Consider the following 25,471-nt stretch of genomic DNA (forward strand, 5'->3'; position numbering starts at 1 on the left):
TCGAACCGTAAAATCGCGGGAAAGACAATGAACTTCGAGCAGCGTCACGCCTGATAATAGGAATGTGAGAGCGCGTTTGTCGATGGATTATAACAGGCGACTGCGTGTTCGGATTCCCGTGTTGCGAGTGCTGGTCTGTGCTCACGACACTGGTCCAGAGCGCGTGAGCAGCGCCAACTGAACTGGCATCCATGTTCAATCGTCGGCCGGTCGGCAAAATCCGCCCGTATTTCCGCGACCTGCCCGAGGGGGTGCACGGCGCTGGCAAGAAGTGCGCGCGTGTAAGGGTGCATTGGATGGGAAAAGAGCCTGTCCCTTGATGCGGCCTCGATGATGCGCCCGTCATGCATGACGATCACCCTGTCGCAGACTTCCCATGCGGCGGCGAGATTATGCGTCGTGAAGAGAACCGCGACGTTCCGTTCCGCTGCGATCCATCGAAACAGTTTCAGGATCTCGACCTGCGTCGCTGCATCAAGTGATGAGGTCGGCTCGTCGGCGATGATGATCTGCGGCTGCGGCAGCAGGGCCATGGCAAGCATCACCCGCTGCCGCTGTCCACCGGAAAGCTGATGGGGATATTGGCGCAGGACCCTGTTCCCTGCCGGCAAGCGGACCGTCTCCAGCACTCTCAGGATTTCCGCATCCCGGATGCGCCATTTTCGCCAGAATGGCCGGATCTTTCTCGATGGCGAGGTGCAACGCATCAGATCCCTGATCTGCGAGCCGATCCGGAAAAGCGGATTGAGGCTCGAATAGGTATTTTGCGGCACGAGTGTAATCTTGCGGCCCCGGGCGTCACGCGCGCTTTTTTCCCCGTCCGTGATGTCGGTCCCATCGAGCCGGACGGTTCCGTCGACAATGCCGGGCTGGTGTCGCGGGAGGGTTCCAAGGATGGCATTGACGAGCGTACTCTTGCCCGAGCCGGTCTCGCCGATCACCCCGACGATCTCGCCCTGATGGACGGTGACGCTGACATGATCGAGGGCAGGGAGATCGCCTTGAGGTGTCTTGTAGACAACGCAGAGATCGTTGATCTCCAGAACAGGCGTTACCATCGCTCGCTGCGCAGCCTCAATTGCGGGTTCAGCGATTTCCGCAGGCCATCTCCGAAAAGATAGAAACCGAGAACCGTGATGAAGATCGCCAGTCCCGGGGCGAGCGGATACCACCATGCATCCGGCAGATAGTCGCGGCTTTCGGAAAGGATGCGGCCCCATTCGGGGGTCGGCGGCGGCGGGCCGAGGCCAAGGCAGCCGAGGGTAGAGGCCGCAAGGATCGTCGCGCCGAATCCGACCGATGTGCGGATGACAATCGAGGAGGTGAGCCCGGGGAGAATATGCAGAAGCATGATCCGCCAGGGAGAGACGCCAAGCGCCTCCGCCGATTCGATAAAGATCTCGTTGCGCATCGACTTCGTCTCCGCATAGACAAGCCGCGCCCAGAAGGGCCAGTAGGTTACGGACAGCGCGATCACGACAGTGCTGATGGAAGGGCCGAGCGTCTGCGTGATTGCAATCGCGACCATGATTTCGGGAACGGCCAGCGCGACGTCCGAGACCCGCATCAGCGATTCGCAGAACCAATGGCGATAATAACCGGCGACGAGACCGATCGGCACGCCGATCGCAACGCAGATGCTCACCGTGGCGATCGCGATGACGAGGCTGGAACGCGCACCCCAGATGATGCTCGTCAGGAGATCGACGCCCATGCGATCGGTTCCCAAGGGGGCCGAGAGGGAAGGCCCCATCAGTCTATGGCCGAGGTCGATTTCGGGTTCGATAGAGATCAGCGGCGCAAAAATGGCAAGAAGTACGATTGCCGAGAAAAGGATCAGGCCAATCGTCGCCATCGGTTCGCGGACAAAGAACAGCATGGAGGTGCTCACGTGACACCACGGGGATCGATGAGCGCCTGGATTATGTCCACCGAAACGCTGAGCAGCACAAACAATGTGCCGGCAAGCAGCGTAAAGCCCATGACCGCATTGTAATCGGAATACATGATGGAGCGAACGGCATAATTGCCGGTGCCGGGCCAGTCGAAGATCGTTTCCACGGTCACGACGCCTGCCAGCATGATGCCCGCTGTCAGCCCGAACAGCGTCACCGTGGCGGCCAGAGAAGAGCGCAGCAGATATTTCCAGATGATGATGCCGCGCGACAACCCCATGGCCTCCTGATAACGCAGGAACGGAGTGTCCATCATATTCATGACGCTGTTGCGCGTGAAGCGCTGCACGACGGCAGCCGTGGGAAGGCCGATCGTCAGGGCAGGGAGCGTGATATGGGCGATTGCCGAAGCAAGCGCCTGCCAGTCGGCGGCAAGCAGGGAATCGAGAAGGACAAAACCGGTAAAATCATGCAGCGGCACGTCGCCTATCCGGCCTGCCAGCGGCAGCCAGTCGAGGTTCATCGAAAAGATGATCTGAAACTGTATGGCGATCCAGAAATGGGTGAGGCCGGCAAAGGCAACGACGCCGATCCGCAGGGCATGGTCGAGCAGGGAATTGCTGTAAACGCCGCATAGAACGCCGGACGGTATGCCGAAGACGGCGGCGATCAGGAGTGAAACGATCGTCAGTTCGATCGTGGCGGGCAATCGGCTGCGAAGATCCTGCGCGACGGGCTGCCGTGTATAGAGGCTGTCGCCAAGGTCTCCTGTCGCGACTGCCTTCAGGTAGCCTGCAAATTGAGAAATCAACGGTTTGTCCAGACTGAAGCGGTTACGGACCTGCTCGATCTGCTCGTGAGACGCGTTTTCGCCGGCAATCAGGATTGCAGGATCGATCGGCATCACACGCGAGAGGATGAAGATCAAAGTTACAAGTGCAAAAAGGGTCGGTATGAGCCAGATCAACCGGTTCATGAGAAAAGCAAGCCATCGCATCGGACACCCCGGCGCCAAGGGCCTTGTTTACGATCTTATCGAAGCCCAGCGAAAATCCTGGCCGTAATTGACTGGCGAATACCGGATCCCGGAAACTTTCGTTGAGTAAGGCCCGTACCATCTCGTGTTATAGACAAATATGCAAGCAGCATCGTCCGTCACCATGCGGGTCATCTCCTCGTAAAGCGACTGCCGCTCCGCCTGATCGTCGGATACAAGGGCGCGGTCGAGCAGCTTGTCGAATTCCGGGTTGCGGTAATAGGCGAGCGAACGCTGGCCTTCGTAGCGTGTGCCGAAACCTTCGCCCACCCAGCTGTTCGGATCGAGATAGAAGGCGCTGCGCCAGATCGGCAAGATGTCCGGCCGCGTTTCCAGTCGATCCAGGCGCTTGGTGATCACCGGCCATGGGGCAACCGTTATGTTGCTTTCGATGCCGATCTTGCGGATCGCGGCCTGAAACAGGACGGCGGCCTGTTCGGATTCCGTAAAGCCTGAGAGCGCGTAGATCGAGAGCGGCCGCAAGGGTGCCTTGACGAGTTTCAGCTCTGCCGCGGCCTTGTCCAGATCATAGGTGAAGGCTTTCAGGTCGCTGGGGGAACCCCACATCGTCTTCGGAAGCGGCCCCGGATTGCGTGAGACCGAGCCGTTCATCACGCCCTTGATGAAGCCGTCATAATCGAAGCAATAGGCGAGTGCGCGGCGGAAATGCACGTCGTTGAGCGGCGGCGCGGCATTGTTCATGGCAAGCAGGAAGACGCGCATCGCCTCCTGCTCGATGATCTGGACCTTGTCCGACTTTCGAAGCCGCTGGATCTGGTCATACCCCATATAGCCATCCGCGCCGTCGAAGTCGCCGCGCATCAGGCCGAGGACGCGCGTATTGGTCTCCAGGACGTTGCGAAACTCCAGCTCTTCGATCGGATCACCGCCAAAGCCGGCGAAATGTTTTTCAAAACGCTTTGCCGTCCAGCCGGTGGCGGGATCGAACTGCGTCAGCTGATAGGATCCCGAACCCGCTTCATTGCGCGCGAGCCAGGGCTCCGCCCAGTCACCATTGATCTCATGCTGTTTCAGCAATGCGCTGTTGACGACGGTAATGTCCGAGACCGTTGCGAGAAACGTCGCCGATGGGCTGTTGAGATTGAAGACGACGGTATTCTGATCGCGCGCCTGCGTGCTGCCCGGCTTGATGATATCCCTGTAGAGGCTCGAGGGCCCCTGACCCAAGGCAAGAATGCGTTCGATCGAATAGACGACATCCTGTGCGGTCACCGGCGTGCCGTCGTGAAAGATCGCGTCCGGCCTGAGCTTGAAAGCGTATGAGGTCCGGTCGGCAGAGACCGTGTGGCTTTCGGCCAGCCATGGGATCATCTTGGGCGGATTGTCGACATAACGATAAAGGCCGTCATAAAGGTTAAGCCTTGCCCCGGCGCGCCCCGCGTCAAAAACCGTATGGGGATCGAGGGTGTCATAGGGAGAATTGTTCGCAAAGACGAACCTGTGCGGCGATCCGGCATAGGTCCGACCCGGAATGGCTTGCGCCAGACACGCCGAGCCCAGCAAGGTGGTAAATTCCCGGCGAGAAATTCTCATTCGATACCCCCTTTTGACGTCTCTCACCGGACAAGGCGTAGTCATGCACGCCTGTAAAATCGAGTTAAATCTGGTGAAATTGTTCCAACGGTAGCCGGCTGCAATTTCCCGGCCGAAACCTGGTTCAGCCCAGTTACGCCGAGGCGGCGATATCGACGCCCGTGCGGCAGAGGTTGAGGAGCAGACCGCGTGCCCGCGTCAGATCTGCAAAAGACTCGCTCCTCGGAAATTTGGCGCAGATTGTATTGAGAAGGTCATGTGCTTCCTCATCACGGCCGTCCTCGATCAGCTTTATCGACAAGGAGAGAGCCGCCCGAAGTTCGAGCGTAAGCACACCCATCGATGCCGCTTTTGAGATGGCATGGCCAAGTTGCTGCTCGGCCTTTTCTGGGCTTCCGAGTTGAAGCTCGGTAAGGGCGATGATGCGCATGATTTCAGGCATGCACCAATGGGCATCCTGCTGAATGGCCAGGGAATGCGCCACCTGCGCCATGGCCTGCGCCTCGGAAACGCAATTGCAGTCAAGCAGCGCCTCGGCGACCATGGCATGATACATCGGAGCCCGCAGGACCTGCCTTGCCTCCATCATTTCCTTCAGCCGCGACTTCAGCTCGGCGATGGCACCCGGTTCCTGGCGCTTGGCGCGCAGGGCGCTCCTGAAGAAACGGCAGACTTCCCGCCACGCACCGACATCTTCCATCTTGCCGCATTCTTCGGCGGCAAGCAGAAATTCTTCAGCGGCGATATAGTCGCCCGACCAGAACGAGATCGGCACGGAGAAGACCGCGAGCGCATTCCACTGCGAGACGACGTGCCCGGAAACCTTCGCACGCTCGACGGCCGCGCGGGCGACCTGCATCGCCCGGGACGGCTCTCCCGAGGCCCAGAGCGCCAGAGACAGCGTGCATCGGACGCCGACGCCGCGCTCCGAATGAAAGCGGGCGAACCGTGCGGGGTCGCTCAGGCGACGATGGCGGGCGGCGAGACGCTCGAGCCTTTGCCGGGCAGTGGCCACCTCTCCTATGTAGATCTCGGCCGTTGCCATCATGCGATGTGCTTCATCGACGGCAAATGAATCCGCCTGCGCTTCCGAAAGCCCGACCAGACGATGCAGGCCGGCAAGGGCTTCGAGCGGCTTGCCGGTATAGAGGAGGAACGACGACAGGCCCCACAGGCCCATGATCTCGTATTTCGTATCGCCGATCTCGATCGCGAGTTCGTAACATTCCCGCCACGCGCTTTCCGTATCGAGCGGCAGATGCTGTGCGAAGACGAGGCCGGAAGCGCGGGCGGCCACCAGCTTCATGATCAGCTCTTTCGGTCGGGTTGCGCATTCGCGTGTTGCGCGGAGGGCGCAATCGACACGCGTCTGCATCTCGTTCAACGCGGAAAGCTCGTACCACAAGGGGATTGTGGCGATCGTCAGCCGGATGCCCAGCATCCGGTCTCCCTTCGGGCCAAAAGCCCAATCCATGGCATTGCGCGCATCATCCAGCCGATGCGCGTATTCGGCCATCCATTCTCCCTTGTCGCGGCTCTCCGATTCACCCGCTGCCTTTTCGAACACGGCCAGCATCGATAGCGCATGCCGCCGCAATGCATCATCGTGTTCGCCGGCATCGAGCAATCTCTCCGCCGCAAAGGCCCGCGTGCTTTCAAGAAGCCTGTAGGACTGAAGCCCATCCTGATACTCGGCACAGATGAGCGATTTGCTGGTCAACCGCTCGATACCGTCGATCGTCTGGGCAAGGTCATAGGGAATGACCCCGGCCATCACAGCGGCATCCTCCATGCGGAACCGGCCAGCAAAAACCGAGAGGAACCGCAGGAGCGTCGCTTCTTCTTCGGACAGGAGCCTGTAGCTCCAGTCGAGGGTTGCCAGCAGCGTTTGCTGGCGAAGCGGTGCCGTGCGTTCGCCATTGCTGAGAAGAAGGAATTTTTGCTCAAGCATGGCATCCAAGGTCGGCAGGCCATAGGCAAATGTCTTGCTGGCAGCAAGCTCGATTGCAAGCGGTATGCCGTCAAGACGGCGGCAGATGGCGGAGACTAGGGGAGCGTCCGCATCGTTCAGCGTATATTCCTGGCGACCGCTGGCGCGCGCGACGAACAGTTTCACGGCACTGAATTCTGCGGCTTCCGTTGCGGTACCGCCCTGATTGGGACCGGGGGCGACGAGCCCGGGCAGTCGGTAAAGCTGTTCCGACGGGATGAAAAGCGGCTCGCGGCTGGTGGCAAGGATCCGCAAGTTTGGCAGCGCTTCCAGCAGTCGCATGACAATCGAGGAGATGATTGGCGACAGATGCTCGCAATTGTCGAGGATCAGAAGCATCTCGCTGTCATGCAGGAGCGCAACCAGCTCCGACAATGTGTCGTCTGAGCGTTGTCTCGCACCCAGCCGTGCGGCGATGGCTGCCGTTGCATATTGCTCATCCCCAACCGTCGACATGTCGATGAAGGAAACGCCCTGCGCGTAGTCGGCAAGCACGTTGTGGGCGAGGGCGAGCGCGACCGTGGTCTTGCCGATGCCCCCGGAGCCCACGATCGTCAGGCATCTCGTATCGCGGAGCATCGCGGTAAGGCTGTCGATCTCCTCGGCGCGGCCGATGACGTCCTGCGGCTTGAGCGTCGGCTTCCATTGTTTTGCCGCGACCCTGACGGGATCGGGCTCCGAATGCTCGGTCTGGACATGCGAAACGAAACGGTATCCCCGGCCGGCAACGGTCGCGATGAAAGGTTCTTCCGAACCTTCCGTAAGGATCTTGCGCAGGCTTGCGACATTGACCTTGAGATTGCTTTCCTCGACATAGGTGCTCGGCCAGCAAAAGGCGATGAGCTCACTCTTGCTGACGACATCGCCCGGATGCCGCACGAGCAGGGTCAGGATATCGAGGGCCCTTCCACCGATCCTGACCGGCAGGCCGTCGCGCGACAGAAGCTGCCGTTCAGGGCTGAATCTGAACGGACCAAATATATAGGTTGTACTACCCGATTCGCCCTGGCGCGACGCCATTCCCGCCCTATCCCCGTTAGGCCTTCGCACCCTCTTATATTCAATAAATCTAATTAGATATCATGATTCACGGAAGGCGCGGCTTGCAAAATTAAACCCGCTGCAACGCCCAGTCCAGACGGGATACGTCAAAGGTTGCGTAGATGATCTGTCGCGTGATCACGACTTGTTGACGAATTGTATCAGCGCGAACCAAGTGATCGCCAACAATATAGACTGAATGGTTCAGTCTGCTGATCCGGTATTTAATAGACTTGTTCGCGCAAAAGTTGATTTTTCTTTATTCTCTTCCGGAGGGTTGCTGGAATGTGGCCGGATGTCCTTCAAGCCATTTCGGACCTGAGTTCATCGGCAGTTGCTGCCGTATATCCGTATTGCAGGAGGTTATCTCTCACAAAGCCGACAAGCTCATCATTTCCGCTGGCCGTCCGGCCATCGTGCATGGAGAGGTTGTTCTCGAATCCGACGCGAATATGCCCGCCCAGCAGTGCGCCGGCCGTAACGCAGGCCGCCTCGTTGCGGCCGAAGGCACAGGTGGTCCAATGCGGAAACCGGGGCATGGCACCGTCGAGAAAGGGCAGAAGGTCGGCTGGCGTCGATGTCTGGCCAACCGTATATCGGCCAAGCACGTAGAGAGCGGAAAGCCGCTCGAACGGGACCACGCCGCGGGTCTGCAGGTCGGCGAGCCATAACGCTTCGGCCGGCGTATAGAGAATGAATTGCGGCGCGATTTTTTCCTTCCGCAGCCATAACAGGAAGGCGGCGAACTCCTTCTCGCTCTCCTTGCTCGGCAAGAGTTCGCGCAGGGCAAGCGACACCGCTTCCGGCTTCACCTCCCTCACCACCCGCATCTGTTCTGACGGATCATAGATGCCGAGCGATTCGCTGGTGATCTGGATCACGAGCCTGTCGCCCACCGCATCTTCGATCGCTCGTATGATGTCGCGATAGGCGTCCGCATCGAGCACGTGTCGGCCTTGGCCGTCGCGGGCGTGGACATGGATCATGCTGGCGCCGGCATCGAGGCTGAGGCTCGCGACATGCGCGAGCTCCTTTGCCGTCATCGGCAGGGCAGGATGATCTGCCTTGGTGCGCCTGCCGCCGTTCGGGGCGACCGCGATCGAGACCGGGCGTGGACTGGTCAATTTGCCGGGCTCGAAAAACATGGTGGCTCACCGGCGCGATCATAGACGCTCCAGTGCACCGCCTTTTCGTCGATATGGAAAACGGCGGTGGCAAGCGTGTGATATTCGTCTTCCGGCGCATGGCGGTAGAGCGGCAATTTTGGATCGCTCTTGTCCCAGAGAATGTCGAGGGGATCGATATTGCCGCCTTTTCCGATGAGTTCGCTTCCCTGCTGCAGCCTGGCCTTGGACGAGGGGGAGATTTCCTGTGGCTCGTCGGAAATGCCTTTGTGGATCATGTGATTCGAATGGCACTCCGCGTGTTCGATCCGGCGGACCGAGCAGCCGGAATGGGTGAACTCGACGCCGAACAGACGCTCGTCGCCCGCCTGTGCCAGGGTCACGTGATAGGCGCCGGAGCGTTCCGATGTCTTGAGCAGGGTAACGGCTTCGTCGAGCGTGCCGCAATCGAGAAGGGCGCGGCCGAGCAGCATGCGCGGCAGGCCGACACCGGCATTATGGGCGCCGATATGATTGATGGTTGAAACTAGGCCCGCTTCGGTCACCGCAAAGGCCTGGCCGGGCACCGAGCCGGGATAGATGAAGGCGCTGAAGGCCTTTCCACCGTCTGGCCTGACATGGGCGATGGCGCAGCGGCTGAACTGGCCGGCATCTCCATCCTCGTTATGCGCGATGACCGGCGTCTTGCCGGGGACCTGTATCGTCGTGCAGCCTTCCGGCGGCATTTCCCAGACGTCGCCGCGAAAATGCCAGAGCATCATGTCGTCATAGGGCAGTTCCAGAGCCGCTGCGAGGCCGCGGATCTCCTGGCAATAGGGCGGAAAACGTTCCTCCACCATGCTGCGCATGCGTGTCACGCGTGGATCGTCGCGCCAGTCCATCACCCGCGCCCAGACCCCACCGGCAACGGTATAGCTGTGAAAGAGATCGGCGGCATGCCTGCCGAGCTGGACGCCGATATCGTAATGCGTGCCGGTCACCGTGATCTGGCCGAGGCGGCCGTTATTGCCAGTCGTCATTGTCGAGAGTTCCTCCGGAAATAGTTTTGCCGGATTGTTCCGGCTTTGCGGTCGATCGCGTCATCCGGATCCGGTGACGCAGTTGATGTGACATGTTCGACCGCAAGGCTGGATCTGCGGTCTCTCAATCCTCCACGAACGTGTCGAGCGCCTTGTAGAAGGCGTCATTTCGTTTCATCGTTTCAAAGACATCGTCGCCGATCTTGCTGACGATGACGGTGATCAGGGCCTGCACCACCGAGAGCGTGGATACGACCGAGGACAGCACCGACGCGTTGCTTGCGGAGAGCACCAGCCGGACGTCGGAAATGGCGGCGGTCGGCGCGAGCGGACTGTCGATGATCGAGATGATCCGGGAGCCGGCATTCTTGGCATAACGGGCGATATTCAGGGCGTCGCGCGAATAGCTCTTGTGAGAGAGCACGACGACCACGTCTTCCGGTCCGGCATCACGCACCTCGTCGCCCATTGCACCGCCGCGTCCGTCGACCAGCACGGCATTGGCCGAAAACATCCGGCAGCTATAGTGGAAGAAGAAGGCGGCCGAGTGCAGGCTGCGGAAGCCGACGATGAAGACGCGTCTTGCGGCGATGATCATGTCGGCCGCGGCGACAAGGTCCTCGGTTCTGATCTGGCTCGCCGTCGCCTCGACATCGGAAATGTCGCGGGCGAAAACTTCGGCAACGGTTTCGCTCATCTGGCCGAGCTTGCCCTTGGTCCTCAATCCCTCGACGCGGCCGCGCATGGTCGTCTGGCCGCTGCCCAGCCAGTCGCGGAACGGATCGCGGAATTCGCTGTAACGATCAAAACCCAGTTCGCGCACGAGGCGCATCAGGTTGGACGGGTGGACGCTTGCCATATCCGACACCTGCCTGAGCGAATGAAGGGCGATCTTGTCGGGGTTTTCGCGCACGTAACGAGCAGCCACGCGAAGCTGTTTCGGGTATGTCCCGAAGGCTTCGTCGATCCTGCTGTTGATCTCGTCCAGATTCATGTTCGCTCTCTCGGCTGGCTCCTGATGCCGTCATCCTAACAAGAGGATGACTGTCGGCACCAGTTCAGACGGCCTCCTCCAGAGCGCGATCGAGCGCTTGCCCAAGCTTGTCCACGATCTCTTCGATATGATGCGGCTCGACGATATAGGGGGGCATCAGCAGGACATGGTCGCCGACGCCGCTTTCGGGCGAGGGGCCGGAGGCATAGCAGATAAGCCCGAGGTCGAGCGCGTGGCGGGTGAGCCTGGCATGGATCTGCCGGGAAGCGTCGAAATTGCGCTTGGTCGGGCGGTGGGCGACGATCTCGATCCCCTGCATCAGGCCGCGGCCCCTGATATCGCCGACATGCGGATGCTCGGCAAAACGCTCATGCAGCAGCCAGTCGAGATGATCTCCGGCCGTTCGGATATTCGGGTAAAGATCGCGGTCGCGGATTTCATGCTGCACGGCAAGCGCTGCCGTGCAGGCGAGCGTGTGGCCGTGAAAACTGTGCCCGTGCCAGAAGAAACCGGTCCGGTCCCTGATCGCATCATGGATGTCGGCGCTGACCAGAACCGCGCCAAGCGGTGCATAACCACCTGCCAGCGCCTTGCCGATCATCACGAGATCCGGACATGCGCCCTCCTCCGTGAAGGCATACCGGCTTCCCGTACGCCCCATGCCGCACATGACTTCGTCGAGGATGAGCAGGATGCCGTGGCGGTCGCAGATCCGGCGGATCTCGCGAAAATATCCTTCGGGGGCGGGGACTGCGCCGAGGGTCGAGCCGACGATTGTCTCGCAGATGAAGGCCGCGACCCGCGAGGGGCCGAGTTCTTCGATCTTTGTTTCGAGCTCGCGCGCGGACCGCATCGAAAAATCATCGACCGTTTCACCGTCCTGCATGCCGCGATAGGCATAGGCCGGGCCGATATGGGCCGTATTGGTCGGAAGCATCGGCAGAAAAGGTTTCCGGCGGATATCGCTGCCGCCGGCCGCCAATCCCGCCAGCGTGCTGCCAACATAACCGGCGCGGCGGCCGATGATGATCTGCCGCTCCGGCTCGCCCTTGTCGACGAAATACTGGCGGGTCAGTTTCAGCGCAGCATCAGCGGCTTCGGCGCCGCTATTGGTGAACCAGACATGCGACAGTTTTCCGGGCGCATCGGCGATCAGGTTGTCGGCCAGTTCTTCCATCGGCGCGCTGGTGAAGAAGGCGGTATGGGCATAGGCGATCCTGTCGATCTGCGCATGCATGGCCGCCCGTACCGCGGCATTGCTGTGGCCGAGGCAGGAGGGGCCGGAGCCGGAACTGCCGTCGAGAAAACGCCTGCCACTCCGGTCGATGATATAGACGCCGTCGCCAGCGACGGCCTCGCGGATCGTCTGGGCAACGAGATCACGATGAAAGGCGGCGCTGTGTTCGATGGCGACGGCCATATCGGCGGACTGGCTGAATGAACCGAGATCGCTCATGGCGCCACCGCATCATCGGTGCCGATCACGGCGACACATTCGATCTCGACCAGCGCTTCCTCGGCCACGAGGCCGGTAATGACGGTGGAGCTGGCATAGTCGATGCCCGTAAGCCGAGACCGCCGGGCGCGGTTCATTGCTTCGTAATCGGATGTGTTGCGCAGGAAGACGGTCATCTTGACGATGTCATCAAGCGTGCCGCCCGCCGCCTTGAGCACCTTTTCGATCTTGCCGAAACATTCGAGCGTCTGGCGCTCGGCATCGCCGGGATGGAGGATTTTTCCACTCTCCGGGTCGCGCGCCATGAAGCCCGATGTATGGACCATCGTGCCCGAGGTGACGGCGATGGCGCTGGTAAAGGGAGCGCCGGGAACGGCGACGCCTTCGGCGGTGATCTTGCGTTTCATGGCGATCCTATTCCAGCCAGCTGAGATGTTGTTGCACGAAGTCGCAGCCGACCATGTCGATATAGGCGGCGGTCAGCCGGGCCGTGACCGGTCCGGTGACCGCTTCCCCGACCTTGCGGCCGTTGAAGGAGGAGACGGGGCAGATGCACAGGCTCGTCGAGGCGATGAACATCTCGTCGGCGATCGCCGCGTCATAAAGGTCGAGATCTGTTTCGCGGCATTCGATGCCGAGGTTCTTGGCGATCTCGATCACCGTTGCCCGGCTGATGCCCGGCAGGATGTTGTTGGCGCGGGGTGTCATCAGCACGCCGTCGCAGACGAGGAAGATATTGTTGCCTTCGCCTTCCGCGAGATTGCCGTTCTCGTCCAGCATCAGCGCCCAGGCCTGCGGGTCGAGGCGTTTGACGTCGTTCCCGGCCAGGATGATGTTGAGATACTGGTTCATCTTGGCGCGCGGGCTGAGCGCTTTCGCCGCCGTGCGTGGCGTGGCGGGGGTCACGACCTTGATGCCATCGCGGAACAGGCTGGCGCGCTTTTGGATCGGCAGCGGGCAGCATTCGATGATGACATTGGGGCCGACATGGTCCCAGCCTTCGTCACCGATCGCCTGTACGCCGGCGCTGATCCGCTGGCCGACCCAGTAGTCGGAGCGCTCGGTCAGGAGATGGCGGTTACGCGCCAGCGTTTCTTCGCTGAGCGCCATCATGTCGTCGAAGGAAATCCCGCAATCGATATCGAGATATTTCAGCGAGCGATAAAGGCGCTGGACATGTTCCTTCAGCCGGAAGGGTTTTCCGTGAAAGGTCCGGGTCAGGTCGAAGGCGCCGTAACCGCGCAGCGAACTCAGGTCCCGGTAAGGGACCAGAACCTCGCGTTCGGGCATGAACTGTCCGTTGAAATAGGCAACACGGTGTGCGGCCGCCATCGTTTCTCTCCGCTGTGAAGCGTCTCTGCTGGTTGGCAGGAGTAGCAATCCGCAACACAAAAAGAAACATATTTTTCTTCTTGACCATAAATAAACACATTTGTACCTTGAGCCATCGGCCTATCCAATGGGAACTGGAAGGCAGTCAGATCCGGGCGTAATCCGGCGAGAACTCAAGCGATGTCAGTCCAACTGGGGAGAACAGATCCGTGTCCGACAAGAATGATCATGCCTATATCCCGCGTCTGCGCTCCCAATTGGCAGAGGGGCAGATAAATCGGCGCGAGTTTCTGCGCACCGCCACGCTGCTCGGCGTTTCGGCCTCCGCGGCCGTGATGATGGCCGGCGAGGTGCGTCCGGCGCGGGCACAGGAAACGCCGAAGGCCGGCGGCTCGATCCGTATCGAGAACAAGAACACGGCAGCCGATCCTGCGACGATGACCAGTATCGATGCGTCCAACTCGACGCGGCAGACGCTGGAATATCTGACGGAAACGGGCGCGGACAACATCACGCGGCCCTATCTTCTGGAAAGCTGGAAGCCGAGCGAAGACCTGCGCAGCTGGACGCTCAACCTGCGCAAGGGCGTGAAATGGCAGGACGGCCGCGATTTCACCGCCGATGACGTGACCTGGAATATCAAGCGCCTGCTTGCAGACGAGACCGGTTCCTCCGTGCTCGGCCTGATGAAGGGCTATATGCTGAACGAGACGGCCGCTGCCGATGGCAAGAAGAGCCATTCGCTCTGGGATGCCAATGCGGTCGAGAAGGTCGACGACCATACCGTCCGGCTCAATCTCAAGGTGGCGCAGATCGCCGTGCCGGAACACCTGTTCCACTATTCCTTCGCCATGGTCGATCCGACCGCCTCGGCAAAGTTCCGGGTCGGGATCAACGGCACCGGCCCCTTCCGGGTCGTCGAGCACAATCCGGGGCGCAATGTCGTTTACGAGCCCAACAAGAATTACTGGGGCAACAAGCCCTATCTCGACCGGCTGGAATTCGTCGATTACGGCGACGAGCGTGCAGCCGTGCCGGCAGCCCTGATTTCCGGGCAGATCCAGGGCATCTTGAATGCCGAGCCGCAGCAGATGCCCTTGCTGAACAGCCAGCCAAGCCTGCAGCGCTACGAAGTGCTGACCGGTGACGGCCCGGCACTGCGGTTCAGGGTCGACCAGAAGCCGTTCAGCGATCCGAAGGTCCGTCTCGCTCTGAAGCTGGCCGTCGACAACGCGGCGGTGGCAAAACTTGCGCTTGGCGATATGGGTAGCGCCGGTGAGGACCATATGGTCGCGCCCGTGCATCCCGAATATTTCCAGCTTCCCGCCTTCAAGCAGGATGTCGCTCGTGCAAAACAGCTGCTGGCCGAGGCCGGTTATCCGAATGGCCTGACATTCGAAGTCGCCGTCACCAAGACGCCGGCCTATCACGTGCTTGTCGTGCAGGCGATCGTCGAGATGTGGAAGCAGATCGGCGTCAATGCGACGATCAACGTCATGCCGACCTCGGCCTATTACGATATCTGGACGAAGGTCCCCGTTGGCCTGACATCCTGGGCGCACCGGCCGCTCGGCATCATGAATATCGGCCTTGCTTACCGTTCGGGCGCGCCTTGGAATGAATCGGGTTACAGCAATCCGGAATTCGACAAGCTGCTGACCCAGGCGGAATCCTTGGCCGACCCGGTCGAGCGCCGCAAGGTGATGGAGCCGATCGAAAAGATCCTGCAGGAAGACGGGCCGATGATCCAGGCGACCTGGCGCAAGCAGGCGACCTTCTATTCCAAAAAGGTCGGCGGCTTCTCCATGCACCCGAGTCAGTATATTTTCGCAAGAAATCTCTGGCTCAAAGCATAATCGATGCTGAACTTCGCCCTTCGCCGGCTGTCGCAGCTTCTCCTGACGGCGATCGTTTCCAGCTTTCTGCTGTTCGTCGTCACGGAATTTTCGCCCGGCACGGTGTCGCGGCAGATTCTTGGGCCCTATGCGCTGCCGAACCAGGTGGCGCAACTCGACGAGAAGCTGGGGCTGTCTCAATCGCTGCCCCGGCGGTATCTCAACTGGGTATCGGTGCTGGTCGGGCTGAAGGCCAATCCGCTCGGCGATCCGGCGTTGGGGCTCGATCTGCATGACAGCAGGGGCGAACGTTATTTCGGCAATTTCGGCTATTCGCTGATGTTCAAGCAGCCGGTTCGCGACGTGCTTGGCGAACCGCTCAGAAATTCGGCGCTGCTCGGCGCGGTGGCGATGATCTTCATCGTGCCGCTCTCGCTTCTGATCGGCATCCTGGCCGGCGCAAATGCCGGCACGCGGCTGGACTGGTCGATCAGTTCGCTCTGTCTGATCATCACCGCCATTCCCGAATATGCGGCCGGGGTGATCCTGCTCACCGTCTTCGTGTCCTATCTCGGCTGGCTACCGGGGACGAGCCCGCTTCTGGCAAGCGAACAATGGTCAGTCGCGAGCCAGCTGGTCCTGCCGGTCACGGTGCTGGCGCTGGCGACCGTTGGTTATGTCGCCCGCATCGTGCGCGCCTCGATGGCCGAGACCATGACAAAGCCCTTTGTCCGCACAGCGCTTTTGAAAGGTCTGAGCAAGCGCCAGATCGTCACGCGCCACGTGATCCGCAACGGCATGATCCCGCCGTTGACCGTGCTTCTCCTGCAATTGAACTGGATGGTCGGCGGCGTGGTCGTCTGCGAGTCGATCTTCGCCTATCCCGGCGTTGGCCGGCTTCTGCTGCAGGCCGGCTTGTTCGGCGATCTCGCGCTCGTGCAGACCATCACCCTGCTCAGCCTTGCCATGGCCGGCGTCACGCAACTGGTCGCCGATATTTCCTATGTCGCCCTCAATCCGCGGGTGCGCCTGACATGACCCAATCCGAAAATTCTCAGAGACCGGTCGAACCTGCCGCATCCGGATCGTGGAAACGCTTCTGGCCGAAATCGGTGCGCGGACGGCTCGGCATTTCGCTGATCCTGTTCTGGGTCCTGGCGGCGCTTCTCGCCCCCTTGATCGCGCCTTATCCGCCGAATGCGCAGGATATGGATGCCCTTTCAAACCTTGGCCCGAGTGCCGCCCATTGGCTTGGAACAGACCTTCTCGGCCGAGACATTCTTTCGCGCATCCTCTGGGGCGCGCGCACGACACTGCTGGTGGTTCCGATTGCCACGGCTTCCGCCTTCGCAGCCGGGACCGCGATCGGCCTTGCCTCCGGTTATTTCGGCGGTCTTGTCGATCGCGTCATTTCCGGCATATCGGATATTATCCTGTCGTTTCCGACGCTCGTCCTGTACATCGTGCTGATCGCTTCGATCGGTCCCTCGATCATCAATATCGTCATTGCCATCACGCTGGCCTCGGCGCCGAGCATCGGCCGCATCGTGCGCGGCCTGACGCTGGAATTGCGCTCGCGTGGTTATGTCGCGGCCGCGGAGATGCGCGGCGAGAGCGTGCTTTTTCTCCTGTTTCTGGAAATTCTGCCGAATGCGCGCGGGCCGCTGCTTGCGGATCTTTCCATGCGCGCCGGCCTTGCGGTGGTTACCGTCGGAACGCTCGGTTTTCTTGGTCTAGGCCTGCCGCCGCCCGATCCCGACTGGGGCAGCATGGTTGCGGAAAATGTCACGATGATCCCGGTCTATCCCTATATGGCGCTGTTTCCGGGCCTTGCCATGTGTTCGCTGGTCATCGGCTTCAGCATGCTGGCCGATGGGCTGGAGGAGGAATGATGACGCCGCTTCTCCAGATCGACAACCTGTCTCTGTTTTATGGCACCGATCAGGTCGTGCGGGATCTTTCCTTCAGCATCGGCCGCGGCGAAAGCTTTGGGCTGGTCGGAGAGTCCGGCAGCGGCAAGAGCAGTATCGCCAATGTCGTCATCGGCGACATGCCGAAGATCGCAAGAGCGCGCGGCAGTGTCCGGTATGACGGGGTCGACCTGCTGAGTGCCAGCCCCGAACAGCTGCGCGCCCTGCGCGGTCGGCGCATCGGTTTCGTCCAGCAGGATCCGGGTGCGAGCCTCAATCCGACCATGCGGATCGGCCGCCAGCTGCTGGAAGCGCTGGAGCAGAGCGATATCCCCGTTCGGGCACGCAGTGAAAACGTCGCCGAAATGCTGTCGCGCGTCGGTTTCGACAATCCCGGCGCCATCATGGCCCGTTATCCGCACCAGATTTCCGGTGGCCAGCAGCAGCGTGTGATGATCGCCATGGCGCTTCTGCCGAAACCCGATCTGGTCCTGCTCGATGAGCCGACCTCCGGCCTCGACGTCACCGTCGAGGCGGCCGTCATCGAGCTGATCTCGGATCTGAGGACACAGTTCGGCACCTCGCTGCTGTTCATCTCGCACAATCTGCATCTGGTTTCGAAAGCCTGCGATCGTGTCGGCGTGCTTTATGCCGGCGATCTTGTCGAGGAAGCGCCGGCCGGCCTGATATTCGAAGCGCCGCGACATCCATATACCCAGGGCCTCGTCAGATGCCTCCCCGGACAGAGCGCCGTCCTCCAGCCGATCCGCGGCCACGTGCCGTCACCCAGTGAGCGCGGACCCGGCTGTCTCTTCGCATCGCGCTGCGCCTACCATTCTTCTGCCAGCTGTGATCAGCCCTTCGATGCGACGACGATGGAAGCGTCGCACAGGGTTCATTGCGCAAGGCTCGGCGAAATCCCGGCCTTTGAGAGTGTCGCTGGCGTGCCCGAAGTCGCAGCGCTCAATGATGCGCCGCCGATTGTTACGATCCGCAAGCTTCGCAAGAGTTATCCGGCCTCGGGCCGCGAGCTTTTTCTCGCCAATGACGATATCGATCTGGACATCCGCCAGTCGGAAATCCTCGGGCTGGTCGGTGAATCCGGATCCGGAAAATCGACGCTCGCCAAGATCATTGCGGGGTTCGACGTCGCCACGTCCGGCTCCGTCCTGATCGGCGGGACGGACATTGCAAGGCTTCCGGTCCGAAGGCGCAAGCGCGGCCTGTTGCGGCAGGTGCAGATGGTGTTCCAGAACCCGGACTCGACGCTCAACCCGACCCATACGATCGGCTGGACGCTCGGTCGCGCCATCCGCAAGCTGGAGACCGGGCATCTTAGCCGGCAGTCCATCCGTTCGCGGGCGCGTGAAATGCTGGGGCTGGTGGCGCTGTTACCGGGGCTTGCGAGCCGCAAGCCGAAGGCGCTCTCGGGCGGCCAGCGGCAGCGCGTCGCCATCGCCCGCGCCCTTTCCGGCAAGCCGCAGCTTCTGCTCGCCGACGAATGTGTTTCCGCCCTCGACGTTTCGGTTCAGGCGGCCATCGTCGAGCTTCTGCAGGATCTGCGGCAAAGGACGGGAACGGCAATTCTCTTCATCAGCCATGATCTCGCTTTGGTGCGCCAGATCAGCGACCGCATCGTCGTGATGTTCCGCGGCAAACCGATGGAGATAGGATCTGCTTCGCAGGTCTATTCGCTGCCGCTCCATCCCTATACCGAAGCGCTTCTTTCGGCCGGTACCGGCAAGGCGGAGGTCATAAATCCCGCGGCGGTCGAACGGCCGAAACAGGCCTCGGGTGGCTGTCCTTTTGTCGAACGTTGTGGCCGCGTTGTCGGTGAGATCTGCTGGACCCAGAAGCCCGGTTATCAGAATGCAGGCCCCGGGCATGAAATCTATTGCCACATCCCGCCGGCCGAGCTGATCGAATTGCAGAAGGCGTCCCACGCCGGAATATTGATCGCAGGATGACTTTGTGCGTCCAGGAAATCGGACGCCCGGACAGATTGATAAAACCAATTTGTGGCGTCAAGAAATCCTGATTGGACAGCGCCGGTTTCTGCCCCAAATATCCTCGGTGGAGGAGGATCGAATGCGAGCCGGATGGGGCCAACCCACCGAGGCCGCGTGGCGCTTTGCGCATATCAACAAATGACTTTCAGCCGGAATGCCCTTGGGACTGGAGGGGGCATGTTCGGTGTTGCTTTATTCAACCGATTATTGGGATCATGGGAGGATGCCTGATGCTTCATCGCTCTTTGCCGAGCAGATACCGGCACGTATTTCTTTGGGTAGGACTTGCCGCAATGACGTCGCTCAACATGCAGGCCCGGCCGGCGGTGGCCGACGAATTCGTCGCCTCGGCTGCAAAAACCGTCGTCGAAACCAACAAGGGTAGCCTGATCGGCGCCGTCGATGGCGGGATCTACAGCTATTTGGGCGTTCCCTATGCGCGTGCCGACCGGTTCATGCCGGCGGAAGAGGTCAAGCCGTGGCAGGGTGTGCGGCCGGCAGTGACCTATGGCGAAAATTGCTTCATTCCGCAGATGACGAGCGTGGCCGGCGACGAGCTGTTCAATCCGCACCGCTATTTGCCGATGAGCGAGAATTGCCAGTTCCTCAATGTCTGGACGCCCGGCATCAAGGACAGCAAGAAGCGCCCGGTCATGGTCTGGATCCATGGCGGCGGCTTTACCAACGGATCTGGCATCGAGCTCACCTCCTATGACGGCCATAACCTCAGCAAGGAGGGCGACGTGGTGGTGGTGACGCTCAACCACCGGCTCAACGTCCTCGGTTTCCTCGATCTGTCGAGCTATGGCGACAAATACAAATATTCCGGCAATGCCAGCGTCAGCGATCTCGTCGCGGCGCTGAAATGGGTCAAGCAGAATGCCGAAGCCTTTGGGGGCGATCCGGACAATGTGACGATCTTCGGCCAGTCCGGTGGTGGCTATAAGGTCAGGGCGCTGATGGGTACGCCCTCGGCAAAAGGCCTGTTTGAAAAGGCGATCGTCCAGAGCGGCTCGCGCGTCGATTCCGTCACGGACCAGGCGTCTTCCCGCAAGGTGGCCGAACTGACGCTCGCCAATCTCGGCCTCAAGCCTGACGAGGTCGGCAAGCTTGCGGACATGGATTATTACAAGCTGCTTGCCGCATCCGACAAGGCGATCAAGGATGCGACGGCGCAAGGCGCCAAGGATGCCCGTTATGCGCCGGTCGAGGATGGCGATTTCATTCCGGCCAATCCCGTCGGCAAAAGCTGGGTCGATCAGGCCCGCGACATTCCGCTGATGGTCGGCAATACGCTGAACGAGTTCGAGACCGTCATCCGCAACAAGTCCGGCGACCTTCTGGCCGATAACAAGAATGGCTGGGACGATGCCAAGGCAAAGGAAAAACTCGCCAAGCGTTTTGGCGACAAGGCCGATGCGGTGGGCAAGGCCTTTCTCGCCGCCTATCCGGAAAAGAAGCTCGGCGATGCCTTCTTCATCGATACCTATTTCCGGCCGGGCGCCATTCGCGATCTCGACCTGAAGGCAAAACAGGCCGGTGCGCCGGTTTATTCCTACATGTTCGCCTATGAATCGCCGGTTCTCGACGGCATTGCCATGTCCTGGCATTGCTCGGAACTGCCTTATGTCTTCGCCAATGCAGGCCTGGTGAAAACCTCGACGGGCGGTGGCGAGGAGGCGCTGGCCTTGTCGAAGAAGATGAGCCAGGCCTGGGTCAATTTCGCCCGCACCGGCAAGCCGGGCGCGGAAGGCCTGCCCGAATGGCCGGCCTATACGACGGACAATCCCGCAACCATGGTCTTCGACAAGAAGCAGCGGGTCGCCGTCGATCTCGATCGCAAGGTGCTGCAGGCCGCAGGCGCGCTGTAATGCCAGACAATCCGGGCAGGCTCGAGGAGGGCCTGTCCGGGACCTGCCATAGCAGGTGTTTCAGACCCATCACTTGAGGAAAGACAGAATCGGCTGCAGCAGGCAGCCGGGAGGAGGTTCAGTGTTCAGATCCAGGAATAAGAGTGCATCGCACATTCTGAAAATGGCCGCGATGGCAGGGGTTGTTTCGATGATATCGCAGGCGCAGGGCCTTGCGGCGAATTCGATCGGTACCGTTTCGGTCGAGGGCGGCAAGGTCAGCGGCGTCGAGACGGATGTCTCCGGCGTCGAAGTGTTCAAGGGCATTCCGTTTGCCGGCCCGACCGGCGGCGAAAACCGCTTCAAGCCGCCGCAGCCCGTCGTCAAATGGGACGGGGTGAAGAAGGCGGATACATGGGGCGATCAGGTCCTGCAGGATATTCACGGCAATCCGACCGGCCAGTTCTGGGGCGATGAATTCTATTTCGACCCGGCCTTCCTGCCGAAGGCAAGTGAAAACGGCCTCAACCTGAATGTCTGGACCCCGGCCAACCGCAAGGGCGAGAAGCTTCCGGTCTATGTCTGGATCCATGGTGGCGGCAATCATCACGGTTATGGCTCCGAAATGGAGTTCTACGCGTCGAAACTGGCGGCCAAGGGCATCGTCGTGGTGGCGATCCAGTATCGCACCGGCGTGCCGGGTTTCTTGGCGCTGCCGGAACTTTCAGCCGAAAGCCCGAACAAGGTCTCCGGCAATTATGCCATGCTCGATCAGATCACGGCGCTGAAATGGGTGCGTGACAATATTGCCGGTTTTGGCGGTGATCCGAAGAATGTGACGATCGGCGGCCAGTCGGCCGGTGCGCGCAATTCGACCATGCTTCTGCGTTCGCCGCTCGCCAAAGGACTGTTCCACCGGGCGGTGATCGAAAGCGGCTTCACCGGCCTTCTTCCATCGCCGATGACACCGCTTGCCGATCGCGAAAAGCAGAATGCCAAGGCGATCGAACAGGTCTTCGGCAAGCCGATGAGCCTTGCTGACCTGCGCGCCATTCCGACCGACGATTTCATCTCCAAGACGGCGGCCGATGGCAAGACGCAGCTTTACGAGGCGCTGCACAAGGCGGCCAATATTCCGGCCCAGCATGCCATTGATGGCTATGTCTTCACCGACAAGTCGGTCGATCTTTTGCGGCCGCATGCACTGGATGGGATCGACATCATGATGGGCGGCACGTCGGATGAATATACGTCGCTGATGGGCGGTCCGGACAAGACCATGACCGATGCGGAATTCGCCGAGGCGATGGGCAAGCTCGGATATGACGAGGCCTGGAAACAGGTCTATCGGCCGTCCAATCCGCTCGAAGCCTATCGCATGAGCCTGCGTGCCAAGTCGGATTACAATCTGCAGGCCTATCTCGTGTCGGCCGAGACCGCCAAGAAGCGCAACAAGGACTTCAACATCTACGCCTATTATTTCAACAATGCACCTCCCGGCCGCAATTCGGAATTTTACGGCTCCTTCCACTCGTCCGACCTCTGGTATTTCTTCAATTCGCTGCGCAACAAGGAAAGCCAGCGTTTCTGGACGGGAGCCGATTTCCGGATGGCCGAAACCATGTCCTCCTATCTCGCGAACTTCGTGAAGACGGGCAATCCGAACGGCAAGGGCCTGACGAAATGGCCGCAGGCTTCCGCGGCCAATGACGGCTCCTTCATGCGCTTCCATGATGGCTATGCCACGGTGGTCACGGGCACGCCCTATCCGGAGCGGGACAAGCTGAACCGCGATACGATCCTGCGCGTCAACAAGCTGAAGGATCCGGTTGCCGGCAAGTAAGCCTCCAAAAAAGATGCCGGCAGGGTGACCTGCCGGCAATTGCTCCGGTATCTCGCGTCGGGAGTGACTGAACGCGGCCCGGAGAAAGTTTTCGGGAAGATCAGGCCCGGATGGTGCGCAGCTCCGTCGTGTAGGGTTCGAGATCAGCCGCCTTCAGGTCTATGCCGAGGCCGGGCCGGTCGGGAACCGACACCATGCCATCCTTGTCCAGCTGCGGCCGGCCGGCGAGGTCGAGCAGCGGGTTCGGGCCGACGTCGAATTCGATATAGGGATAGGGATCCTTGCCGCCAGCGCGATGGGGCGGCAGCGTCGCGATCAGATGCAGTGCCGCGTGAAAATTCACCGTGCTTCCCCAGACATGCGGGATGACCGGCCGCAGATACATGGCCGCCAGCGCCGCGACCTGCGACACACCGGTCAGGCCACCGCAAATGGCGATATCCGGCTGCAGCACATCCATCGAGCCATCGGCCAGGAACGGCAGAAAGCCTGCGGGATTGAAGATCGCCTCGCCGCCCGCGATCGCCGTCCTTATGTGGGATGAGGCCAGCCGGTAACCGGCAAGATCGGTCGGCCGAACCGGCTCCTCGACCCAGAGAAGCCGCGCCTCTTCCATGTCTGCGAAGGTGGCGATCGAGCGGCGCGGTGTGCAGGACTGGTTGAAATCGATCATCAGGTCGGCATCCGCGCCGATCTGCCGGCGGGCATTCATCACGGCCGTGACATCGTCCGTGGGGTCGTAACCGCTCCTGAGCTTGAACGCCTGGAATCCCTGCTTGAGATAGCCGTCGAGTTCGCGGCCGAAATCCCGATAGGGATGGCCGCCCGGCTTGAAGAAGGGGCCGCTCGCATAGGCGCGGACCTTGTCGCGACGGGTGCCGCCGAGCAATTTCCGGAGCGGCATGTCCCAGGCGCGGGCGGTGAGGTCATGCAGCGCCATGTCGACTGCCGCGATCGCCGGCATAACGGCGTCCCCCTCGTTCGCCTCCCGCATTTTCTGCCACAAGGCGCCGATCTCGGTCGGGTCCTTGCCGATCAGATGCCGCGACAGCTGGTGCTCGATCGTTGCCGCAGCCGTTGCCGGTCCGACCCAGGCCTCACCCCAGCCGGACAGGCCGCCGGCAACGATCTCGACCAGCAGGGTCTGGCGGCTGGCAAAGAAGACGAGCGCGTTGCCGATCGGTTCATCCAGGGGTGCGGAGAGGAGGTAAAGGCGGATTTCGGTAATCTTCATGGCTGCATTCCGTTCAGGCATGTTTCTGCGTCTTCGGCCGGATCATGTCCCGCATGATGTGGCCAAGGATGAAGATCGCGATGGCGGTGATGGCCATGGCGACGGCGAGGAAGATCAGCGCACCCTGGAAGCCACCGGTCGTATCGCGCACCCAGCCGATGATGGTCGGGCCGAAGAAGCCGCCGGTGCTGCCGACAGAGTTGATCAGCGCGATGCCGGCTGCCGCTGCCGTGCCGGTCAGGAGCGTCGAGGGGAAGATCCAGATCGTCGGCGAAGCGCCACCGATGCCGGCGGCACCGATCGTCAGGCCGATCACGCCAAGGATCGGGCTCGAGGAGAAGGCGGCGATCAGGAAACCGCAGGCGCTGACGAGGAAGGGGCCCGCCGTATGCCACACCCGTTCGCCCGTCTTGTCGGAATGGCGGCCGACCATGATCATCGTGACGGCCATGAAGGCGAAGGGGATGGCCGCGACGAGGCTAGTCTGCATGGTCGAGAGGCCGAACTGCTTGATGAACTGCGGCATCCAGATCGCGATACCCGTGGTGCCGATGACAAGGCCGACGGCGATCAGGCACATCAGAAGCACGCGGGGATCGATCAGGGCGCGGCCAACCGAGAAATGCTCGGCCTTTTCGCGTTCGGAGCGTTCCGCGGCAAGCCGATCCGTCAGCCAGCGGCGCTCGCCTTCATCGAGGAAGGTGGCGGAGGCGGGGCTGTCCTTCAGGAAGAAGAACACGACAAACCCCATGATGACGGCCGGCATGCCCTCGATCATGAACATCCACTGCCAGCCATGCATGCCCCAGACGCCTTCAAAGCCCTGCAGGATCAGGCCTGACAGCGGAGCGCCGATGACCGAAGCCAGGGGAACGGCGACGTTAAAGGTGGAAAACATCCTGCCGCGATAGGCCTTGGGAAACCAGAGCGTCATGTAGAAGATCATGCCCGGAAAGAAACCGGCCTCGGCGGCACCGAGCAGGATGCGGACGACATAGAAGCTCGGCGGGCTCCAAACGAAGGCGGTGAGGGCGGAAAGAATACCCCAGGTAACAAGGATGCGGGCGATCCAGAGCCGCGCGCCGACCCGCGCAAGCATCAGGTTGCTCGGCAGCTCGCAAAGCACATAGCCGAGGAAAAAGATCCCGGCGCCGAAGCCGAAGGCCGATGCGGAAAAGCCGAGATCGGCATTCATGGTCAGCGCCGCAAAGCCGATATTCACGCGGTCGAGAAAGGCCGCCAGGTAACACAGCATCAGGATCGGCAGGATGCGTATCGCTGCCTTGCGGATGATATCCGGTCTCTCGTTCATCAAATTCCTCCCAGGATCTTCTTTTGGTCGGCCTCTT

General features: G+C 60.9%; 19 protein-coding genes. 6 read left to right on the forward strand and 13 right to left on the reverse strand.

The features are described 5' to 3' along the window. Positions 1–44 precede the first annotated feature (44 nt). From FHW37_RS04380 to FHW37_RS04430, 11 genes are all read right to left on the reverse strand, one after another. Positions 45–1,058 carry an ABC transporter ATP-binding protein gene (locus FHW37_RS04380; protein WP_186458134.1) on the reverse strand — a complete coding sequence of 338 codons (1,014 nt, stop codon included), beginning with the start codon at positions 1,056–1,058 and terminating at the stop codon, positions 45–47. Further along, positions 1,052–1,879, reverse strand: coding sequence for an ABC transporter permease (locus tag FHW37_RS04385; RefSeq protein WP_145632994.1), 828 nt, complete (start codon positions 1,877–1,879; stop codon positions 1,052–1,054). The genes FHW37_RS04380 and FHW37_RS04385 overlap by 7 nt, the downstream gene beginning before the upstream one ends. An 8-nt stretch (positions 1,880–1,887) precedes the next feature. Continuing rightward, the gene (locus FHW37_RS04390; protein WP_145632997.1) at positions 1,888–2,892 is read right to left on the reverse strand and encodes an ABC transporter permease; all 1,005 of its coding nucleotides are present in this window, start codon (positions 2,890–2,892) and stop codon (positions 1,888–1,890) included. Between the two features lie 27 nt (positions 2,893–2,919). After that, entirely contained in the window at positions 2,920–4,485 is a 1,566-nt protein-coding gene (locus tag FHW37_RS04395) for an ABC transporter substrate-binding protein (RefSeq protein ID WP_186458135.1), read from the reverse strand. A 133-nt stretch (positions 4,486–4,618) separates the two neighbouring features. Continuing rightward, on the reverse strand, positions 4,619–7,495 hold the full coding sequence (locus FHW37_RS04400; RefSeq protein WP_145633002.1) for an ATP-binding protein: 2,877 nt from the start codon (positions 7,493–7,495) through the stop codon (positions 4,619–4,621). A 323-nt stretch (positions 7,496–7,818) separates the two neighbouring features. Continuing rightward, positions 7,819–8,661, reverse strand: a complete 843-nt coding sequence (locus FHW37_RS04405) for a 3-keto-5-aminohexanoate cleavage protein (protein WP_145633005.1) — start codon at positions 8,659–8,661, stop codon at positions 7,819–7,821. Beyond that, complete coding sequence (locus FHW37_RS04410) at positions 8,637–9,659, reverse strand: C45 family autoproteolytic acyltransferase/hydolase (protein WP_145633008.1); 1,023 nt, start codon at positions 9,657–9,659, stop codon at positions 8,637–8,639. The genes FHW37_RS04405 and FHW37_RS04410 overlap by 25 nt, the downstream gene beginning before the upstream one ends. Positions 9,660–9,783: 124 nt before the next feature. Continuing rightward, positions 9,784–10,653 (reverse strand): MurR/RpiR family transcriptional regulator, encoded by an 870-nt coding sequence (locus tag FHW37_RS04415; protein ID WP_145633010.1) that lies wholly within the window; start codon positions 10,651–10,653, stop codon positions 9,784–9,786. 64 nt (positions 10,654–10,717) lie between these two features. Then, complete coding sequence (locus FHW37_RS04420; protein ID WP_246690657.1) at positions 10,718–12,109, reverse strand: aspartate aminotransferase family protein; 1,392 nt, start codon at positions 12,107–12,109, stop codon at positions 10,718–10,720. Continuing rightward, positions 12,106–12,516, reverse strand: a complete 411-nt coding sequence (locus FHW37_RS04425; RefSeq protein ID WP_145633013.1) for a RidA family protein — start codon at positions 12,514–12,516, stop codon at positions 12,106–12,108. Before FHW37_RS04425 ends, FHW37_RS04420 begins: the two co-directional genes overlap by 4 nt. 7 nt (positions 12,517–12,523) lie before the next feature. Further along, the gene (locus FHW37_RS04430; protein WP_145633014.1) at positions 12,524–13,441 is read right to left on the reverse strand and encodes an aminotransferase class IV; all 918 of its coding nucleotides are present in this window, start codon (positions 13,439–13,441) and stop codon (positions 12,524–12,526) included. A 209-nt stretch (positions 13,442–13,650) separates the two neighbouring features. Here FHW37_RS04430 and FHW37_RS04435 point away from each other — a divergent pair, with 209 nt between their 5' ends. The 6 genes from FHW37_RS04435 (at position 13,651) to FHW37_RS04460 (ending at position 22,888) form a co-directional block, all read left to right on the forward strand. Beyond that, positions 13,651–15,297: an ABC transporter substrate-binding protein gene (locus FHW37_RS04435; protein WP_145633017.1), complete on the forward strand. Its 1,647-nt coding sequence runs from the start codon at positions 13,651–13,653 to the stop codon at positions 15,295–15,297. A 3-nt stretch (positions 15,298–15,300) separates the two neighbouring features. Next, entirely contained in the window at positions 15,301–16,314 is a 1,014-nt protein-coding gene (locus FHW37_RS04440; protein WP_145633020.1) for an ABC transporter permease, read from the forward strand. Then, positions 16,311–17,168, forward strand: coding sequence for an ABC transporter permease (locus tag FHW37_RS04445; protein ID WP_145633023.1), 858 nt, complete (start codon positions 16,311–16,313; stop codon positions 17,166–17,168). Before FHW37_RS04440 ends, FHW37_RS04445 begins: the two co-directional genes overlap by 4 nt. Beyond that, positions 17,168–19,153, forward strand: coding sequence for an ABC transporter ATP-binding protein (locus FHW37_RS04450; protein ID WP_186458136.1), 1,986 nt, complete (start codon positions 17,168–17,170; stop codon positions 19,151–19,153). The genes FHW37_RS04445 and FHW37_RS04450 overlap by 1 nt, the downstream gene beginning before the upstream one ends. A gap of 335 nt (positions 19,154–19,488) precedes the next feature. After that, positions 19,489–21,066, forward strand: coding sequence for a carboxylesterase/lipase family protein (locus tag FHW37_RS04455; RefSeq protein ID WP_246690658.1), 1,578 nt, complete (start codon positions 19,489–19,491; stop codon positions 21,064–21,066). 190 nt (positions 21,067–21,256) lie between these two features. Continuing rightward, complete coding sequence (locus FHW37_RS04460; protein ID WP_246690659.1) at positions 21,257–22,888, forward strand: carboxylesterase/lipase family protein; 1,632 nt, start codon at positions 21,257–21,259, stop codon at positions 22,886–22,888. Positions 22,889–22,988: 100 nt separating this feature from the next. Here FHW37_RS04460 and FHW37_RS04465 read toward each other — a convergent pair whose 3' ends face one another. Together FHW37_RS04465 and FHW37_RS04470 are read right to left on the reverse strand one after the other, a co-directional pair. Next, on the reverse strand, positions 22,989–24,122 hold the full coding sequence (locus FHW37_RS04465; RefSeq protein ID WP_186458137.1) for a mandelate racemase/muconate lactonizing enzyme family protein: 1,134 nt from the start codon (positions 24,120–24,122) through the stop codon (positions 22,989–22,991). Between the two features lie 13 nt (positions 24,123–24,135). Then, complete coding sequence (locus FHW37_RS04470) at positions 24,136–25,434, reverse strand: MFS transporter (protein ID WP_145633037.1); 1,299 nt, start codon at positions 25,432–25,434, stop codon at positions 24,136–24,138. Positions 25,435–25,471 lie beyond the last annotated feature (37 nt).

It is taken from the genome of Neorhizobium alkalisoli (genome assembly GCF_007829835.1).
Classification (GTDB): domain Bacteria; phylum Pseudomonadota; class Alphaproteobacteria; order Rhizobiales; family Rhizobiaceae; genus Neorhizobium.

What these genes read in the sequence shown, in the direction of transcription:
- FHW37_RS04380 (WP_186458134.1), bottom strand. Translation starts at nt 1,058, where the DNA reads ATGGTAACGCCTGTTCTGGAGATCAACGATCTCTGCGTTGTCTACAAG.
- FHW37_RS04385 (WP_145632994.1), bottom strand. Translation starts at nt 1,879, where the DNA reads ATGCTGTTCTTTGTCCGCGAACCGATGGCGACGATTGGCCTGATCCTT.
- FHW37_RS04390 (WP_145632997.1), bottom strand. Translation starts at nt 2,892, where the DNA reads ATGCGATGGCTTGCTTTTCTCATGAACCGGTTGATCTGGCTCATACCG.
- FHW37_RS04395 (WP_186458135.1), bottom strand. Translation starts at nt 4,485, where the DNA reads ATGAGAATTTCTCGCCGGGAATTTACCACCTTGCTGGGCTCGGCGTGT.
- FHW37_RS04400 (WP_145633002.1), bottom strand. Translation starts at nt 7,495, where the DNA reads ATGGCGTCGCGCCAGGGCGAATCGGGTAGTACAACCTATATATTTGGT.
- FHW37_RS04405 (WP_145633005.1), bottom strand. Translation starts at nt 8,661, where the DNA reads ATGTTTTTCGAGCCCGGCAAATTGACCAGTCCACGCCCGGTCTCGATC.
- FHW37_RS04410 (WP_145633008.1), bottom strand. Translation starts at nt 9,659, where the DNA reads ATGACGACTGGCAATAACGGCCGCCTCGGCCAGATCACGGTGACCGGC.
- FHW37_RS04415 (WP_145633010.1), bottom strand. Translation starts at nt 10,653, where the DNA reads ATGAATCTGGACGAGATCAACAGCAGGATCGACGAAGCCTTCGGGACA.
- FHW37_RS04420 (WP_246690657.1), bottom strand. Translation starts at nt 12,109, where the DNA reads ATGAGCGATCTCGGTTCATTCAGCCAGTCCGCCGATATGGCCGTCGCC.
- FHW37_RS04425 (WP_145633013.1), bottom strand. Translation starts at nt 12,516, where the DNA reads ATGAAACGCAAGATCACCGCCGAAGGCGTCGCCGTTCCCGGCGCTCCC.
- FHW37_RS04430 (WP_145633014.1), bottom strand. Translation starts at nt 13,441, where the DNA reads ATGGCGGCCGCACACCGTGTTGCCTATTTCAACGGACAGTTCATGCCC.
- FHW37_RS04440 (WP_145633020.1), top strand. Translation starts at nt 15,301, where the DNA reads ATGCTGAACTTCGCCCTTCGCCGGCTGTCGCAGCTTCTCCTGACGGCG.
- FHW37_RS04445 (WP_145633023.1), top strand. Translation starts at nt 16,311, where the DNA reads ATGACCCAATCCGAAAATTCTCAGAGACCGGTCGAACCTGCCGCATCC.
- FHW37_RS04450 (WP_186458136.1), top strand. Translation starts at nt 17,168, where the DNA reads ATGACGCCGCTTCTCCAGATCGACAACCTGTCTCTGTTTTATGGCACC.
- FHW37_RS04455 (WP_246690658.1), top strand. Translation starts at nt 19,489, where the DNA reads ATGACGTCGCTCAACATGCAGGCCCGGCCGGCGGTGGCCGACGAATTC.
- FHW37_RS04460 (WP_246690659.1), top strand. Translation starts at nt 21,257, where the DNA reads ATGATATCGCAGGCGCAGGGCCTTGCGGCGAATTCGATCGGTACCGTT.
- FHW37_RS04465 (WP_186458137.1), bottom strand. Translation starts at nt 24,122, where the DNA reads ATGAAGATTACCGAAATCCGCCTTTACCTCCTCTCCGCACCCCTGGAT.
- FHW37_RS04470 (WP_145633037.1), bottom strand. Translation starts at nt 25,434, where the DNA reads ATGAACGAGAGACCGGATATCATCCGCAAGGCAGCGATACGCATCCTG.